Source organism: Arthrobacter sp. SPT-J7 (assembly GCF_059089965.1).
In genome coordinates this window covers 1-14,740 of record NZ_JBNHFF010000058.1, presented here as the reverse complement: position 1 = coordinate 14,740, position 14,740 = coordinate 1, and the positions used below count along the sequence as shown (strand labels likewise).

The 14,740-nt window shown below is 66.8% G+C and carries 11 protein-coding genes; 7 read left to right on the top strand and 4 right to left on the bottom strand.

Annotated elements, in window-relative coordinates; all coding sequences use genetic code 11:
• Nucleotides 1-523: DUF4232 domain-containing protein (locus AC5RWX_RS22335; protein WP_494098493.1), on the top strand; the 523-nt coding region annotated here is incomplete at its 5' end.
• Nucleotides 524-690: 167 nt separating this feature from the next.
• Here AC5RWX_RS22335 and AC5RWX_RS22330 read toward each other — a convergent pair.
• On the bottom strand, nucleotides 691-1,152 hold the full coding sequence (locus tag AC5RWX_RS22330; RefSeq protein ID WP_494098492.1) for a DUF4383 domain-containing protein: 462 nt from the start codon (nucleotides 1,150-1,152) through the stop codon (nucleotides 691-693).
• Between the two features lie 191 nt (nucleotides 1,153-1,343).
• On the opposite strand from AC5RWX_RS22330, the gene AC5RWX_RS22325 reads away from it, so the two are divergent.
• From AC5RWX_RS22325 to AC5RWX_RS22315, 3 genes are all read left to right on the top strand, one after another.
• Complete coding sequence (locus AC5RWX_RS22325; RefSeq protein ID WP_494098491.1) at nucleotides 1,344-2,870, top strand: FAD-dependent oxidoreductase; 1,527 nt, start codon at nucleotides 1,344-1,346, stop codon at nucleotides 2,868-2,870.
• Between the two features lie 63 nt (nucleotides 2,871-2,933).
• Nucleotides 2,934-8,087: an Lhr family helicase gene (locus AC5RWX_RS22320; protein WP_494098490.1), complete on the top strand. Its 5,154-nt coding sequence runs from the start codon at nucleotides 2,934-2,936 to the stop codon at nucleotides 8,085-8,087.
• A complete protein-coding gene (locus tag AC5RWX_RS22315; protein ID WP_494098489.1) occupies nucleotides 8,080-8,910 on the top strand; it encodes an Fpg/Nei family DNA glycosylase in 831 nt (276 codons plus the stop codon). Before AC5RWX_RS22320 ends, AC5RWX_RS22315 begins: the two co-directional genes overlap by 8 nt.
• 72 nt (nucleotides 8,911-8,982) lie before the next feature.
• Here the strand turns inward: AC5RWX_RS22315 and yczE are convergent, their stop codons facing one another.
• Entirely contained in the window at nucleotides 8,983-9,639 is a 657-nt protein-coding gene (gene yczE, locus AC5RWX_RS22310) for a membrane protein YczE (RefSeq protein ID WP_494098488.1), read from the bottom strand.
• Nucleotides 9,640-9,700: 61 nt separating this feature from the next.
• On the opposite strand from yczE, the gene yczR reads away from it, so the two are divergent.
• On the top strand, nucleotides 9,701-11,230 hold the full coding sequence (yczR, locus tag AC5RWX_RS22305) for a MocR-like transcription factor YczR (RefSeq protein ID WP_494098487.1): 1,530 nt from the start codon (nucleotides 9,701-9,703) through the stop codon (nucleotides 11,228-11,230).
• A 67-nt stretch (nucleotides 11,231-11,297) separates the two neighbouring features.
• Here yczR and AC5RWX_RS22300 read toward each other — a convergent pair whose 3' ends face one another.
• On the bottom strand, nucleotides 11,298-11,816 hold the full coding sequence (locus AC5RWX_RS22300; RefSeq protein ID WP_494098486.1) for a DUF4188 domain-containing protein: 519 nt from the start codon (nucleotides 11,814-11,816) through the stop codon (nucleotides 11,298-11,300).
• Nucleotides 11,817-11,885: 69 nt separating this feature from the next.
• Between AC5RWX_RS22300 and AC5RWX_RS22295 the strand changes: the two genes are divergently transcribed.
• Both AC5RWX_RS22295 and AC5RWX_RS22290 read left to right on the top strand, forming a co-directional pair.
• Nucleotides 11,886-12,470: a TetR/AcrR family transcriptional regulator gene (locus AC5RWX_RS22295; RefSeq protein ID WP_494098485.1), complete on the top strand. Its 585-nt coding sequence runs from the start codon at nucleotides 11,886-11,888 to the stop codon at nucleotides 12,468-12,470.
• Between the two features lie 98 nt (nucleotides 12,471-12,568).
• The gene (locus AC5RWX_RS22290; protein ID WP_494098494.1) at nucleotides 12,569-13,534 is read left to right on the top strand and encodes an RluA family pseudouridine synthase; all 966 of its coding nucleotides are present in this window, start codon (nucleotides 12,569-12,571) and stop codon (nucleotides 13,532-13,534) included.
• 25 nt (nucleotides 13,535-13,559) lie between these two features.
• On the opposite strand, the gene AC5RWX_RS22285 is transcribed toward AC5RWX_RS22290, so the two are convergent.
• Entirely contained in the window at nucleotides 13,560-14,531 is a 972-nt protein-coding gene (locus AC5RWX_RS22285; protein WP_494098484.1) for a MinD/ParA family ATP-binding protein, read from the bottom strand.
• Between the last annotated feature and the right edge of the window lie 209 nt (nucleotides 14,532-14,740).

Below are 14,740 nucleotides of genomic sequence, written 5' to 3'. Positions count from 1 at the left end.
CAGCTCTGCCAGCCCCGACGCAACATCTGCAGCGCCGGCGGCGTCTGAAACGTCGTCGGGAACGCCCACCGCAGCTGCTCCGGCTACCGCTGCGCCGGGGGCACCGGCCCTTTGCAAGGCGAACGGCCTTTCCGCCGCCACGGATGCGTCAGGCGGCGGAGCAGCGGGGAGCGTCTTCATGAAGCTCAACCTCACCAACACCGGCTCGGAAACCTGTGTCCTTCGGGGTTTTGCCGGCGTATCACTGGCTGCCGATGCTGCCGGCGCCCCTATCGGTGCCCCGGCCGTTCGTGATGAAGCCACGGCACCAACGGACGTCCTGCTGGCTCCCGGCCAGACTGGCTCGGCGGTCCTGCGCTACACGCAGGCCGGGAACTACCAGGACTGCGCCCTGGTGGATGCCGCCGGCTACCGGATCTACCCTCCCGAGGACACTGCATCCCTGTTCCTGCCCCAGCCCACCAAGGCCTGCAGCAATGCAGAAATTACACTGCTGACCATCGGGGCCTTCCAACCTGAGTAGACGCATTCCAGGGGCGGCCTCCCATTCTTGCTTTCGGGTTTCCCTTCCTCTCGCCGTCAGGACCTGCGTCGTGGCCACAGACAACCGCAGGCGGTCCGGCAATGTGCCGAGCCCGCCTGCCGTTGTCTTCCGCCCGTGGGGCGTTTATCGATGTGTCTGTGATGCACCTAGTGTGCGGTGGTGGTCCGTCCGGCGTGGGCGGTGCCGCGGGAAAGGGCAACGCCCAGGCCGATCATGCCGACTCCGAGGACAAAGTGCAGCCAGTTGTCAGCGGTGTTAACCGGAACGAAGTTCGCAGCCGTGTCGAGCCCGATCAGCAGGCCGTAAAGCCAGAGGACCAGGTAGATGGCGCCGCCAACGAGCAGGTAGTTCCTTGACTGTGCAGCGCTGCGGGCCATGGCGATGCCCGCGGCACCGAACAGCAGGTGGACGATGTTATGCAGAATTGAGACCTGGAAGATGCCCAGGAGCAGGGCTCGGGACTCATGCCCAGCGAAGCCCATGGTGTCGTAGTTGGAGGTGATGCCCGGGATGAAGCCCAGGAGGCCCACCAGGAGGAACACTGCGCCCACGGCGAGGGCTGCTTTTTGGATGTTTGTACGGCCTGCGGTGCGACCGTCGGAACTCATGCCTGTCATGATTACTCCTGCTGTTGTCGTTAACGTTCACATCATGGCTGCCGGGTTGCGCCTGAACCATAGACTTAAACACCGACATCATAAGTATACTTAGCACCTACACCACGCATAGATCAGGATCTATAACAGACACATCACAAATGGCCCGCCAGGGCCAGGACCAAAAGGCAGGCTGAACTGCGATGACGTCAATTTGGTTGGACCGTGCGGAAACCTTCACCTCCGATCCCTTTGAGCCCGGAAGCAGCTATGACACCGTGGTTGCCGGCGCCGGACTTACCGGCCTGGTGACTGCACTCCTGCTGGCACGCTCGGGGCAGACCGTCCTGGTGCTTGAGGCACGGTACCCGGGTGCTGTTACCACCGGGAACACCACCGCCAAGGTAACGCTGCTCCAGGGAACCTTCCTTTCGCAGTTGACCCGCCAGTACTCCCAGGAGCAGGTCCAGGCATACGTGGACGGCAACCTCGAAGGCCAGGCGTGGCTCCTGCGGTACATGGAAGAGCACAAGGTTCCCTTCCAGACCCGGGACGCCTACACGTATGCGGCCTCAGCCCAAGGCACCGAAAAGCTTCGGGAAGAGATAAGTGCCGGCACAACCGCCGGACTGGACATGGAATACGTGCGCGACCCCGGTTTGCCCTTTCCCGTCCACGGAGCGGTGCGGTTGGCCAACCAGGCACAAATCAACCCCGTAGAAGTGCTGGACACGCTGGTATCCGACATCCGCAACCGCGGCGGAACCGTCGTAGGCGGCGTACGGCTGCAGGACGTCACCGGGGGCGGCCCCGCCACCATCCACACAGACCATGGCACAGTCACTGCGAACGAGGTAGTGCTTGCTACCGGTATTCCCGTCCTGGACAGGGGGCTCTACTTTGCCAAGGTGAAACCGAGCCGTTCCTATGCGGCCGCGTTGCAGCTGCAGGAGGATCAGGCTCCTCCCCCCGGCATGTACATATCGGTGGAGCAGCCCACGCACTCCCTGCGGGATTACGAAGTGGACGGCCGCCGGCTGCTCCTCGTGGGCGGACACGGACACCACGTAGGCCGGGCCCGGTCTGAAAAACACCACCTTGGCAGTCTCGTGGACTGGGCCGTGCAGCAGTACCCGGGGTCGGTGGTGACGCACACCTGGTCTGCGCAGGACTATCTGCCCGTCAACCTGATGCCCTTCTTCGGCAAGCTCCCCAGGGGCAAGGGCAACGTCTATTTTGGCACCGGCTATAACAAGTGGGGCATGACCAACGCGGTAGCTGCGGCCGTGGGAATTTCCGCGGACATCCTTGGCGGCCACGTACCCTGGGCCAAGACCATCCACCGCCGTGTCAGTTCACCCGCCGCCGCAGCGTCAGCGCTTTCCCTCAATGCGGGGGTGGCCGCCAAGCTGGCAGCGGGTTGGGGCCAGCTGGCGGCCGAGGGGCTGGGGAAAGGCAAGGAACAACCGGCTGCCGGGCCGGCTCCCGTTGTGCCAGCCGAAGGCGAAGGCAAGGTCTACCGTGAGGGAGCAAAGCCGGTGGCCGTCTCCACCGTCAACGGAACCACGTGCAAGCTGTCAGCCGTCTGCACACACCTGGGCGGCATAATGCACTGGAACGACAGCGAGCAGACCTGGGACTGTCCGCTCCACGGATCCCGATTCACCAATGAAGGACAACTCCTGGAGGGCCCTGCCACCAAGAACCTTCCCCGCGCAGGAAGGGCTTGAGCCGGGACCCGGGGGAAGCTGCATGCCGGTATCACTGTCGGTGGCTTGGGGCATGATGGAGGCATGATCCAGGAACAGCCCGGAGGCGGAGGCAGGGGTGCAGTCGCGGAAGCACCCATGGCCCAGTTCAGCAGGCCTACACGCGACTGGTTCCTCGGCGCTTTCTCGGAGCCGACGCCCGCCCAAAACGGTGCTTGGCAGGCCATCTCCTCCGGCTCGCACGCGCTTGTGGTGGCTCCCACCGGTTCGGGAAAGACCCTCGCCGCGTTCCTCTGGGCGCTGGACCGGCTGCTTGAGTCCGGCGGCACAGCCGCTCCCGAAACCCCGGTGCCCGAGGCACCGGCAAAAGGGAGGCGCCCCCGCGCACCCAAACGCAAGACCCGGGTCCTGTACATCTCGCCGCTGAAAGCCCTCGGCGTTGATGTGGAGCGGAACCTCCGCTCCCCGCTGATCGGCATCACGCAAACTGCAAAGCGGCTGGGGCTGCCGGCACCACTGATCACGGTGGGTGTCCGCTCCGGAGACACAACAACGGCGGACCGCCGCGTCCTGCTGAGCAACCCGCCGGACATCCTTATCACCACACCGGAATCGCTGTTCCTGATGCTCACCTCACGGGCCCGGGAAACACTGACTGAAGTGGACACCATCATCATCGATGAGGTCCACGCCGTGGCCGGAACCAAGCGTGGAGCCCACCTCGCCGTGTCACTTGAGCGGCTGGACGCCCTGCTGCCCAAACCCGCCCAGCGGATTGGACTTTCGGCCACCGTGGAGCCGAAGGAACTGGTGGCCCAGTTCCTGGCCGGCTCCGCACCGGTGGAAATCGTTGCCCCGCCCGCGAAAAAGAACTGGGACCTCACCGTTTCCGTGCCGGTGGAGGACATGTCCGACCTCCAGGGCGCTGCCGGAGCCTTCGACTCCGGCCCCGCCTCCGGGCTGCAGCCCCAAGCCTCCATCTGGCCGCACGTTGAGGAAAAAATTGTTGACCTGGTGCTGGCCAACCAGTCCACCATCGTTTTCGCCAACTCCCGCCGTTTGTCGGAACGGCTCACGGCGCGCCTCAACGAGATTTACGTGGAGCGGCAGCTGCTGGCGGAGGGCGGAGGGTGGGATGATCCTGTGCCGGCGGCCACCCAGGCAATCGGGACGGCCGCTGAAGCCCCTGTTTCCACCGCCACGCCGGCCCAGATGATGGCCCAGGCGGGAAGTTCCGCGGGGGCGGGCCCGGTGCTGGCGCGGGCGCACCACGGCTCTGTTTCAAAAGACCAGCGAGCGCTGATTGAGGACGACCTCAAATCGGGCCGGCTGCGGTGCGTGGTGGCTACGTCATCACTGGAACTGGGCATCGACATGGGCGCCGTGGACCTGGTGGTGCAGGTGGAATCACCGCCGTCGGTAGCCAGTGGCCTGCAGCGGGTGGGCCGTGCCGGCCACCAGGTAGGCGAAGTCTCGCAGGGCGTCCTCTTCCCTAAGCACCGGGCGGACCTCGTGCACACAGCCATCACCGTGGAACGCATGCTGGGCGGCAAGATCGAGCGCCTCAGCATCCCGGCCAATCCCCTGGACATCCTGGCGCAGCAGACCGTAGCCGCCACGGCGCTGGGCAGCATCGATGTTGAGGAATGGTTTGCCACTATCCGACGCTCTGCCCCGTTCGCGTCCCTCCCCCGGTCGGCCTTCGAGGCAACCCTGGACCTGCTGGCGGGCCGCTACCCTTCCGACGAATTCGCCGAGCTTCGTCCCCGGATTGTCTGGGACCGGAACGCCGGAACCATCGAAGGCAGGCCGGGGGCCCAGCGCCTCGCCGTCACTTCCGGCGGCACCATTCCGGATCGCGGCCTCTTCGGGGTGTACATCATCGGCACGGAACTGGAGGGGTCGGCGGCGGCGTCCGCTGACGGCAAGCCCGCGCCTGCCCCCAAGGGCGGCCGGCGCGTCGGCGAGCTGGACGAGGAGATGGTGTATGAATCCCGCGTGGGTGACGTCTTTGCCCTGGGCGCCACCAGCTGGAAGATCGAGGACATCACACACGACCGCGTGCTGGTCTCCCCGGCCTTCGGCCAGCCCGGAAAGCTTCCGTTCTGGAAGGGCGATTCACTCGGCCGCCCGGTGGACCTGGGCCGTGCCCTTGGTGCCTTCGTGCGGGAACTGGCAACCTCCGACGTCGGGCCCGCCATTGAGCGCTGCCAAGCCAGCGGCCTGGACGCCTTTGCGGCCAACAACCTGATCCAGTACCTCAGTGAACAGAAGCAGGCAACCGAAGTGGTGCCCAGCGACACCACGTTGGTGGTGGAGCGGTTCCATGACGAACTGGGCGACTGGCGGGTGATCCTGCACAGCCCCTTCGGCATGCCGGTGCATGCACCGTGGGCGCTGGCGGTGGGCCAGCGGCTAAACCAGCGGTACGGCATGGATGGCTCCGCCATGGCCGCCGACGACGGGATCGTCCTTCGCGTGCCCATGATGGAAGACGAGCCGCCGGGAGCGGAACTGTTCCTGTTCGACCCCGAGGAACTGGAACAGATTGTCACGGCAGAAGTAGGGGGCAGCGCATTGTTCGCCTCACGCTTCCGCGAATGTGCCGCCCGTGCACTGCTGCTGCCGCGGCAGACTCCCGGCAAACGGCAGCCGCTGTGGCAGCAGCGGCAGCGGTCCGCCCAGTTGCTGGACGTGGCACGGAAGTACCCCACGTTCCCCATCGTGCTGGAAACAGTGCGCGAATGCCTGCAGGACGTTTACGATCTTCCGGCGCTCAAAGACATCGCTGCGTCCGTGGACCGGCGCGAGCTGAGAATCGTGGAGACCACGACCTCGCAGCCGTCGCCCTTCGCGAAGTCGCTCCTGTTCGGGTACGTTGCCCAGTTCCTTTACGAGGGCGACTCCCCCCTGGCGGAGCGCCGTGCCGCTGCCCTGGCCCTCGATTCCACCCTCCTCAATGAGCTGTTGGGGCGCGTGGAGCTGCGCGAACTGCTGGACGCCAGGGTCATCGACTCCACCGAACGGGAGCTGCAGCGCCTGGCGCCGGACCGGCGTGCGCGGGGAGTGGAAGGTGTGGCAGACCTGCTGCGCCTGCTTGGTCCGCTGGCGCCGGAGGAGGCTGCCGCAAGGCTTCAGGGCGAGGAGCCGGCAGCCGCCGAACCTGCCGGCGGGTCACCGACGGCCGGGGACGTTGCGGTGGCGGATGCGGCCGTTGCCGAACCAACAGATGCCGAACTTGCGGCCGAGCTTGCTGCCCAGGCGCCTGCAGCCCACCTGGCCCATGCCACTACCGAATCCGCCACCGGCCACCTGCTCGCCCTGCAGCGGGCCAACCGCGCCATCAAGGTCAACATCGGCGGCGTGGAACGCTTCGCTGCTGTTGAAGACGCCGCGCGGCTACGGGATGCCATCGGCGTCCCCCTACCCATGGGAGTGCCGCTCGCGTTCATTGAACCAGTGGCGGATCCCCTGACGGACCTCGTATCCCGCTATGCCCGCACCCACGGGCCCTTCACGGCGGCCGAAGCGGCAGCCCGGCTGGGCCTAGGCGTGGCAGTGGTCACCACCGCCCTCAAGCGCCTCGCCGCTGACGGCCGGGTGGTGGAAGGCGAGTTCCGGCCCCATGCGGTCCCGCCCGGGACGCAGCCGGCGGCAGTGAATCCGGCAGCTAACGATGTTGCTGCTACCCCTTCTGATGCCAACCCCGCTGCCACCAACCCTCCTGCTGCCGACCCCTCAGCACCCGCTGAAGGGCTCCACCCCGCCGCACCTGAAGCGCTCCATCCCGCCACGGTCAGTGAGTGGTGTGATGCCGAAGTACTCCGCAAACTGCGCCGCCGGTCGCTGGCAGCACTGCGGGCAGAGGTGGAGCCTGTCGACGCGTCTGCGTACGGCCGTTTCCTGCCGGCCTGGCAGCATGTCCGTACCCCCGGCGCGGGCCGCGGCCAACCGGGTTTGCGCGGGCTGGACGGCATCGTCACAGCCATCGACCAGCTCTCGGGTGTCCCGGTCCCCGCGTCCGCCTGGGAGCCCCTGGTCCTGGCCTCCCGGGTCTCCAACTACCAGCCGGCCATGCTCGACGAACTGATGGCCGCCGGCGAGGTGCTTTGGTCCGGAGCAGGAGCACTGCCCGGAAACGACGGCTGGATCAGCCTGCACCTGGCCGACTCAGCCGAGTTGACCCTGAATCCGGCCATCGACTATGAACCAGGCGGCGCCCAGCAGCGGCTCCTGGAGCACCTACGCAACAACGGTGGCGGCTATTTCTTCCGGCAGCTGACTGAGGTGGCCGGCGGAATGGACTCAGTTCTGAGTGACCAAGAGGTTGTCACCGCATTGTGGGACCTGGCCTGGGCCGGCCGCATCACCGGCGACACGTTTGCTCCCGTCCGGACTCTGATCGCCGGCGGGCACACGGCCCACCGGCAGGTTGCCCGCGCACCCAGGGCACGTGCGCCGCGACTGAGCCGGCTGGGCCGTTCCCACGGAACCGGCCTGATGGGCTCGGCGGGTATGGGCAGCGGCCGGTACGGGACGTCAGCAGGCACGGCAACACCACCCCTGGCAGCAGGCCGCTGGTCCGCGCTACCGCAGCCCGAACTCGACCCCACGATCCACGCCCGCGCCACTGCCGAGCTCCTGCTGGACCGCTACGGCGTGGTGACCCGCGGCTCGGTGATGGCAGAACAGATCCTTGGCGGATTCGGGTTGATGTACAAAGTCCTGGCCCGGCTCGAGGAAGCAGGCCGCTGCCGCCGCGGCTACTTCATCGAGCATCTGGGAGCTGCCCAGTTCGCTGTGCCGGCCACCGTTGACCGGCTCCGTTCCTACTCCGAGGACACTCAGCTCGCCAAGCCCGAGCCTGCTGCGCTTGCCCTGGCCGCCACTGATCCCGCCAACCCCTATGGCGCGGCCCTCCCCTGGCCCGCGCTCCACGACGAAGCCGGAACCGGGCACCGTCCCGGACGGAAGGCGGGTGCACTGGTGGTGCTGGTGGACGGCGCGCTGGTCCTGTACGTGGAACGGGGCGGAAAAACCCTGCTGGCCTTCAGCGACAATGACACTATCCTCGCCGCGGCCGGCTTGGCGCTGGTCAGTGTGGTGACCCGCGGCGCTGTCGACAAGCTGATCATGGAGAAAGTGAACGGCCACGGGATCCTGGATACGCCCGTTGCCGCGGCGCTCAGTTCGGCCGGAGCCTACTCCACGCCCAAGGGGCTGAGGATTCGTGCCTGAGGGGGATTCGGTCTGGCGCGCAGCCAACCAGCTGCACCAGGCGCTGGCGGGACAGAAACTGATAGCGTCCGACTTCCGGGTGCCCCGCTTCGCCACGTTGAATCTGGCCGGATGGACGGTGGCGGAGGTGGTTCCCCGCGGCAAGCACCTGCTGATGCGGGTAGTGGGCCCGGAGGACAAAAGGCTTACCATCCACTCGCATTTGAAGATGGAGGGCACCTGGCAGGTCTACCCGCCAGGCGGCAGGTGGCGTAAGCCGGGATACACGGCCCGATGCGTGCTGCGCACGCCGGTGGCGGACGCCGTCGGATTTTCCCTTGGCATTGTTGAAGTGGTGGCCACGGCCAATGAGGACTCCATCGTGGGGTTCCTTGGCCCTGACCTTTTGGGACCTGACTGGGACCTGGACGAAGCGGAGCGGCGGGTGCGTGCCGCCCCGGATGTCCCTATCGGTGTTGCCCTGCTGGACCAGCGCAACCTGGCGGGAATCGGCAACATTTACCGTTGTGAGGCCTGCTTCCTGTCCGGTGTCCATCCGGCGTCACCGGTATCCGCCGTCCAGGATGCGCGGACCATGATGATGGATGCCAAGCAGCTGCTCGAAGTAAACCTCGGTCCCGGCCGCCGCGTCACCATCCTCAACGCCAAAGGCCTGCCGGTGGGGAGAATGGCCGGACGGCCGGGTTATTGGGTGTACCGCAGAGAGCACCAGCCCTGCCTCAAGTGCGGAACGCCGATCCGGCGGGGCGTCCTGGGGAAGTTGAACGGCGAGGAAGAACGGGACATCTACTTCTGCCCCCAGTGCCAGCCGCTCCTGGGTTAGGGGGTCCAAGCGCAGGCGTCCTGGCCTCAGCGCCCGGACAAGGCGCCCTGCCCGGGCCTCCGGGGAGTCCCACTAGCCGTTGCTGACCAGTGGTTCCGGAGTAACGGAGCCGGCGTCGTCCCGCCCCTGCGGGTCGGGTTCGGCTGGGAGCGCGGCGGGCACCATAAACACCGGGAGCAGCAGCTGGACCAGGGGTCCAATCGCGAGGGCGTAGACAACAGTGCCCACACCCACTGAGCCGCCCAGGAGCCAGCCGACGGCCAGGACCACCACCTCAATCAGTGTGCGCGACAACCTGACGGACCATCCGGTGCGCCGGGCAAGGCCCGTCATCAGGCCGTCCCGGGCGCCGGGTCCAAACCGTGCACCGATGTAGCAGGCGGAAGCGATGCCGTTCAGCAGCACTGCACCTGCGAGCATGGCGGCCTGCCCGCCCAGGTGGGAGAAAGCCGGGATCAGGGCAAGGCTGATGTCCGCGAAGACGCCCACCAGCACGGCGTTGCACAATGTGCCGAACCCAGGCCGTTGCCGCAGCGGAATCCAGAGAAGCAGCACCAGGAAACTCACGATGATGACCACAAGGCCGATGCTGAGCCCGGTCCGCCCGGCCACGCCTTGGTGAAAGACGTCCCACGGGTCCAGGCCCAGTCCGGCCCGGATGAACAGGGCGATTGATATTCCGTACATGGCGAGGCCGAGGAAGAGCTGGAGGAGTCTGCGGGTCAACATGGGAACCACCCTCGCAGAAAACTGGCATTGAATTCCATAGCCAGTTTGGAATACTGGCCTTATGTCCCCTCTCAGCGCTGCCGCCCTTGCCCGCCTTCTGGGAACGTGGCACCTTGGCGCCGCGCCCGCCTACCGTGAGCTGGCCGACGTCGTACGCCTCCTGGTCCTGGACGGCCGGGTGGCGCTGGACACCGCCCTGCCCAGCGAGCGGGCGCTGTCCGAATCCCTGGGCGTCAGCCGCACCACCGTAACCGCCGCCTACGGACTCCTCCGGGAGCAAGGATTTGTGACCAGCGGACAAGGCAGCAGGAGCCGGACCCGGATTCCACGCACAACGCCTGCCGGCAGCACGTTGCTCGCTGACCCAGTGCCTGGTGGTCCAGCGCTGGCAGGGCCTGGACCCGCGGCACCCGGACTGGCCGCGCCTGAGGGGCTGATCGACCTCGCCTATGCGTCCCTTTCCGCGAGCGGTGAGGTAGTACACCGCGCGTTCGCGGCGGCCCTCACCGAGCTCCCGGCCCTGCTCCCGGGATTCGGCTATGACGCCGTCGGCCTGCTCCCCCTGCGCCAGGCAATAGCGGCCCGGTACACGGCAGCCGGGGCACCTACTACGGCAGACCAGATCCTGGTGACGTCGGGCGCGCAGCACGCCTTGAACATCGTCCTCCGGGCCCTCGCCGGGCGGCAGGACAGGGTGCTGGTGGAGCACCCAAGCTACCCGAATGCCCTTGACGGCATCCGCGCCGCCGGTTGCCGGCCAACCCCGGTGGCATTCTCCAGCACCCCCGCAAGCGGCGGTGGCAGCGGGCGGTTTGCTCCGGCCTGGGACATGCAGGCACTCCAGGCCACCCTGATGCAGCAGCGCCCCAGACTCGCCTACGTAGTGCCGGACTTCCACAATCCCACCGGACAAGTGATGCCCGACCCCCAACGCCGCCTCCTGGTCAAGGCGGCGGCGGCCGCGGGAACCACGCTGGTGGTGGATGAAACCCTGCGGGAGCTGAACCTCGACTGCGTCCAGACCACTCCGGTGGCTGCCTTCAGTCCAGCAGTGGTAACCATCGGATCGCTCAGCAAGTCGCACTGGGCAGGTCTCCGCACCGGATGGATCAGGGCTTCCGGGGACCTGATCCAGCGGTTCGCGGCGGCACGGACCTCCCTGGACCTGGGCGGACCTGTCATGGAACAACTGGCCGCGGCGCATCTCGTCCGCGCCCTGGACGAGCCGCTGCCGGCCCGGCTTACTGCCCTGGGGGACAGCCGTGGCGCCCTGCTGGAGTTGCTGGCCGGATACCTGCCGGAGTGGGAAACGGCGTACCCATCCGGCGGCCTGTCCGTCTGGTGCAGACTGCCCGCGCCCATCAGCACGGCGCTGACGGTCATCGCACCCGACCATGGGATCCGGCTGGCGGCAGGGCCGCGCTTTGGGATTGGCGGCGCCTTCGAACGCTACCTCCGGGTGCCGTTTACCTTGCCCCCGGAGAAACTGGAGTCCGCGGTGCTTGCCCTGCGGTCAGCGCAGGACCGGCTGGACGCCGCCCCCCAACTCCGCCGGACCCTGAAGGACGCCCCCGCCGTCGCCATTGCCTGATGGGCGTCGCCATCGCCTGGCCGGCGTTGGACAATGCCTGTGGGTGCGGCTATGCCTGGGCGAGTTGCTATTGCCTGGCGGGGGTTGACGGTGCCGCGGCTTGCCTTGGGGACCTGCCCATCCGCTGCCTGGCAGTACTGGTACCGGCCCCGACAGGGACATGGGTGGTGGCCTTCGCCAGCCCGAATAGGGGCATCCCGTTATAGATGGCTTCTATTCCGGCCGCAGGCACCTGGTAGGTTTCATGCCAGACACCAACGTCTCCACTCCCGGCTGTTTCCTTCATGAATCGGCGCCAGGGCTCCAGGTGGGGCGACTCCCGGTCCGCAGCGAACTTCCGCAGGTGTTCCGGGCTCTCCCAGTAGCTGAGCAGCATGGTGGTCCGCCCGAACCACTGTTCAGATCCCAGCATTCCCGACGACGGGTCCAAGGCCAGGTGCTGGAGCATCCGCGGCATTGCTGCAGCGACCTTCCCAACTGTCGCCGCCTTCCACCACCGGTTTGCCCGCATGCCGATCAAAAAGACAGTGACTGAGTCACGGCCGGGCTCAGCGGTGTACCGGCCAGAAAAAACACTCCCTGCCATGGGAAACTCCTTGGTACTGGTTTTCGTAACGATGTCCGTAACGACGTTACAAAACAAGGTTATGCAACAATGGGTTCCGTGGCAAGACCCGTGATACATAACGATTCCCTGAAGCATGAACTGCTCGCCGTAACGGCTGACCTGGTGGACCGGGACGGGCCCGCCAGGGTGACCCTGCGGGATGTGGCATCCGCGGCAGGGACTTCCACTACTGCCGTTTACTCCTTGTTCGGCGGGAAGTCCCAGCTCCTGACTGCGGTCGTGGACGACGGGTTCGCTTCGTTCCGGGACTCGCAGGTTGCCGCTGCACCGGGTGGACTTCGTGAGCTTGGAGTCGCCTACAGGATTTGGGCCCTGGAGCATCGCGCGCTGTACCGGCTCATGTTCGGCGGCGCGCTGGCGGCCTACGTTGATTGCCGGCCCACCCCGGAGGTGGCCGCCGGCGCCATGCAACCCCTGATCGACGCCGTTGCTGCCGCGCAGTCCGAGGGGGTCCTGCTGCCGGCGTCCGTTGAGATGATTGCCTTCGCCATCTGGGGCCAGGTGCACGGCGTGGTGAGCCTGGAGCTCGCCCAGGTGGGCCCACCGGACGCCGACTGGGCAGCTGCCTACACCGCAGCCCTCGACGCCATTGCCCGCGGCTGGGCTGCCTGATCCAATCCGCAAGCTGATGGTATCGGCGAAGGGCTTCGGACGTGTGCAGCCCCGGGAGCGCTGGAGGCAGCAGCCGGGCCCCGTAGAATTGTCCGGTGATGAAATCCCCCCTCCCCGTGCGCGACGGCGTCAATGCCACCCGCCTGCGCCTTCCCGTGGAGGGCCCCTGGGACACCGCAATGGACTACATGATGCACCGCTGGGGGCATATTGATCCGCAGGGCATCGAGGACAGGTTTGACGCGGGCGAGATCGTTGGCGAAGGCGGTACCCCGCTGAACCGCACCACGCGGCTGCAGGACCATACGTTCATCTGGTACTACCGGACGCTGCCGCCGGAAACCCGCATTCCCGTGGAGCTGGACATCCTGCACCAGGACGAGCACCTACTGGTGGTGGACAAGCCCCATTTCCTGCCCACCACCCCCGGCGGCACCTATATCCAGGAATCCGCGCTGGTCCGCCTGCGGAACCAGCTGGACCTGCCGGACCTGATTCCCATGCACCGGCTGGACCGCATGACGGCCGGCGTCCTGCTGTTCTCGACAAACCCCGACACCCGCGGCAAGTACCAGGTGCTTTTCGAGAAACGCCAGGTGCAAAAAAACTATGAGTGCGTGTCCGCCGCGGAGCCCGCGGAAGGGTATCCCGCCGTCGAATTTCCCGTGGTGGTGCGCAACCGCATGACCAAGTCGCGCAGCTACCTGCTGGCCGAGGTAATTGACGGCCAGCCCAACGCGGAAACGCGGATTGAGCGGCTGGAAACGTTCGACGCCGACGCTTCCGCCGCCGCTGCGGCACCCGGCAGTCCCAAGGGCCGGGCGCTGTACCGGCTGGAACCCCACACCGGAAAGACCCACCAACTGCGGGTGCACATGGCGTCCCTGGGGCTCGGGATCGTTAATGACGCGTTCTATCCGGAGTTGCTGGACAAGGCTCCGGATGACTACACCAAGCCCCTGCAGCTCCTGGCCCGCGGCATCGGGTTCGTGGACCCCATCGCAGGCAAGCCGGTGGAGTACCGGAGCCGCCTGCAGCTCAGCGAAGCCAGGGCGCTCCCGTAAAACGAAGGCCCCGGTGCCGCTTGTCCTACATGCCGCGCATCACAGCGGCGGAGGCATGCAGCCATGCCTCGCGGGTGCCTGGCTGCAGCGCCTGGTAGTTCAACCGTGCACCCGAGACGAGGGATTTGTCGTAAGGTACATCCAGCACTTCCCTGGTCAGGCTCACGAAATGCCTGCGCGCCCTGGCATGAAGTTGCACGTCGGTTTGCCCGGAGGGTGCCGCGAGCAACGTCACGGCGTTGCTCACTTTGGCCTGGAACCCGCGCTCGCGCAGTCCGTCAACGAGCCAGACGGCACTGGCTACGGTATCTTCCCGCAGGGTGGAGATGATGACCAGTTCATCGGCCGCCTGCACAGCCGCCTGCCAGTTGGAGGACCGCATATTGTTGCCGGTGTCCACCACTATGATCCGGTAGAAGCGGCGCAGGGCCGTGTGCAGGCGGTCGAATTCGCGGCTGCCAATGGTGGCTGCTCCGGCCGCGTCCTCGTCCGAGGCCAGCACGTCAAACTGCGTCGAACCCTGGTAGCGCACGTACCGGTCCAGGTCCCCGATCCGTCCCAGGACGGGGCTTTCGAAGCGATCCACCTCCTCCAGCAGGTCCACTGCCGTCCGCGGGTGGACGGCCAGCGGCGCCCTCCACCCAAGGGTGCCCCGGGTTTCATTGTTGTCCCACGCCAGCGTGTAGCCGCCACGCTCGATGCCCATCGTGGCGGCTAGAAGCAGGGTGGCGGTGGTTTTATGGGCGCCGCCCTTGGGGTTGACGACAACGACAGTCCTGGGTCCATCCAGGCGCCGCTGGACATCTTCCCTGGCGTTCAAATGGGCGCGTTCGCGGCGGCCGGGGGCAGGGTTGATGGCATTGCCGGTGAGCCGGCGGACGGCTCCCTGCCAGCCTGCCTCGCTCAGCACTGCCGGCGGCGTGGGCCGTTCGGCGAGGAAATCCTGGAGGGAGGGGACGCCGTCGTGTGTGGCCGCGGACGGGGCTTCGATAGCCATGGCGGACTCTTCTTTCTGTGACGGCCCGGGTTTCTGCACCTGAGCCGGCCGACGTGGCTGCATGGCCGCCGCCGCTGGCTTCCCCGGACTTCCACCCGCGCTTCTGGGCGCGCGCTTTTCCCGGCGGCGGTGGAGTGCCGGGAGTGCGGCCGGGGGGGGGTAGAGGGGGATGGCGTGGCCTGGGAGGGGGGGGGGGGGGGGGGGGGGGG

Bases quoted from the DNA above. Each gene is read 5' to 3' on its own strand.
- AC5RWX_RS22330 (WP_494098492.1), bottom strand. From the start codon at position 1,152: ATGAGTTCCGACGGTCGCACCGCAGGCCGTACAAACATCCAAAAAGCA.
- AC5RWX_RS22325 (WP_494098491.1), top strand. From the start codon at position 1,344: ATGACGTCAATTTGGTTGGACCGTGCGGAAACCTTCACCTCCGATCCC.
- AC5RWX_RS22320 (WP_494098490.1), top strand. From the start codon at position 2,934: ATGATCCAGGAACAGCCCGGAGGCGGAGGCAGGGGTGCAGTCGCGGAA.
- yczE (WP_494098488.1), bottom strand. From the start codon at position 9,639: ATGTTGACCCGCAGACTCCTCCAGCTCTTCCTCGGCCTCGCCATGTAC.
- yczR (WP_494098487.1), top strand. From the start codon at position 9,701: ATGTCCCCTCTCAGCGCTGCCGCCCTTGCCCGCCTTCTGGGAACGTGG.
- AC5RWX_RS22300 (WP_494098486.1), bottom strand. From the start codon at position 11,816: ATGGCAGGGAGTGTTTTTTCTGGCCGGTACACCGCTGAGCCCGGCCGT.
- AC5RWX_RS22295 (WP_494098485.1), top strand. From the start codon at position 11,886: ATGGGTTCCGTGGCAAGACCCGTGATACATAACGATTCCCTGAAGCAT.
- AC5RWX_RS22290 (WP_494098494.1), top strand. From the start codon at position 12,569: ATGAAATCCCCCCTCCCCGTGCGCGACGGCGTCAATGCCACCCGCCTG.
- AC5RWX_RS22285 (WP_494098484.1), bottom strand. From the start codon at position 14,531: ATGGCTATCGAAGCCCCGTCCGCGGCCACACACGACGGCGTCCCCTCC.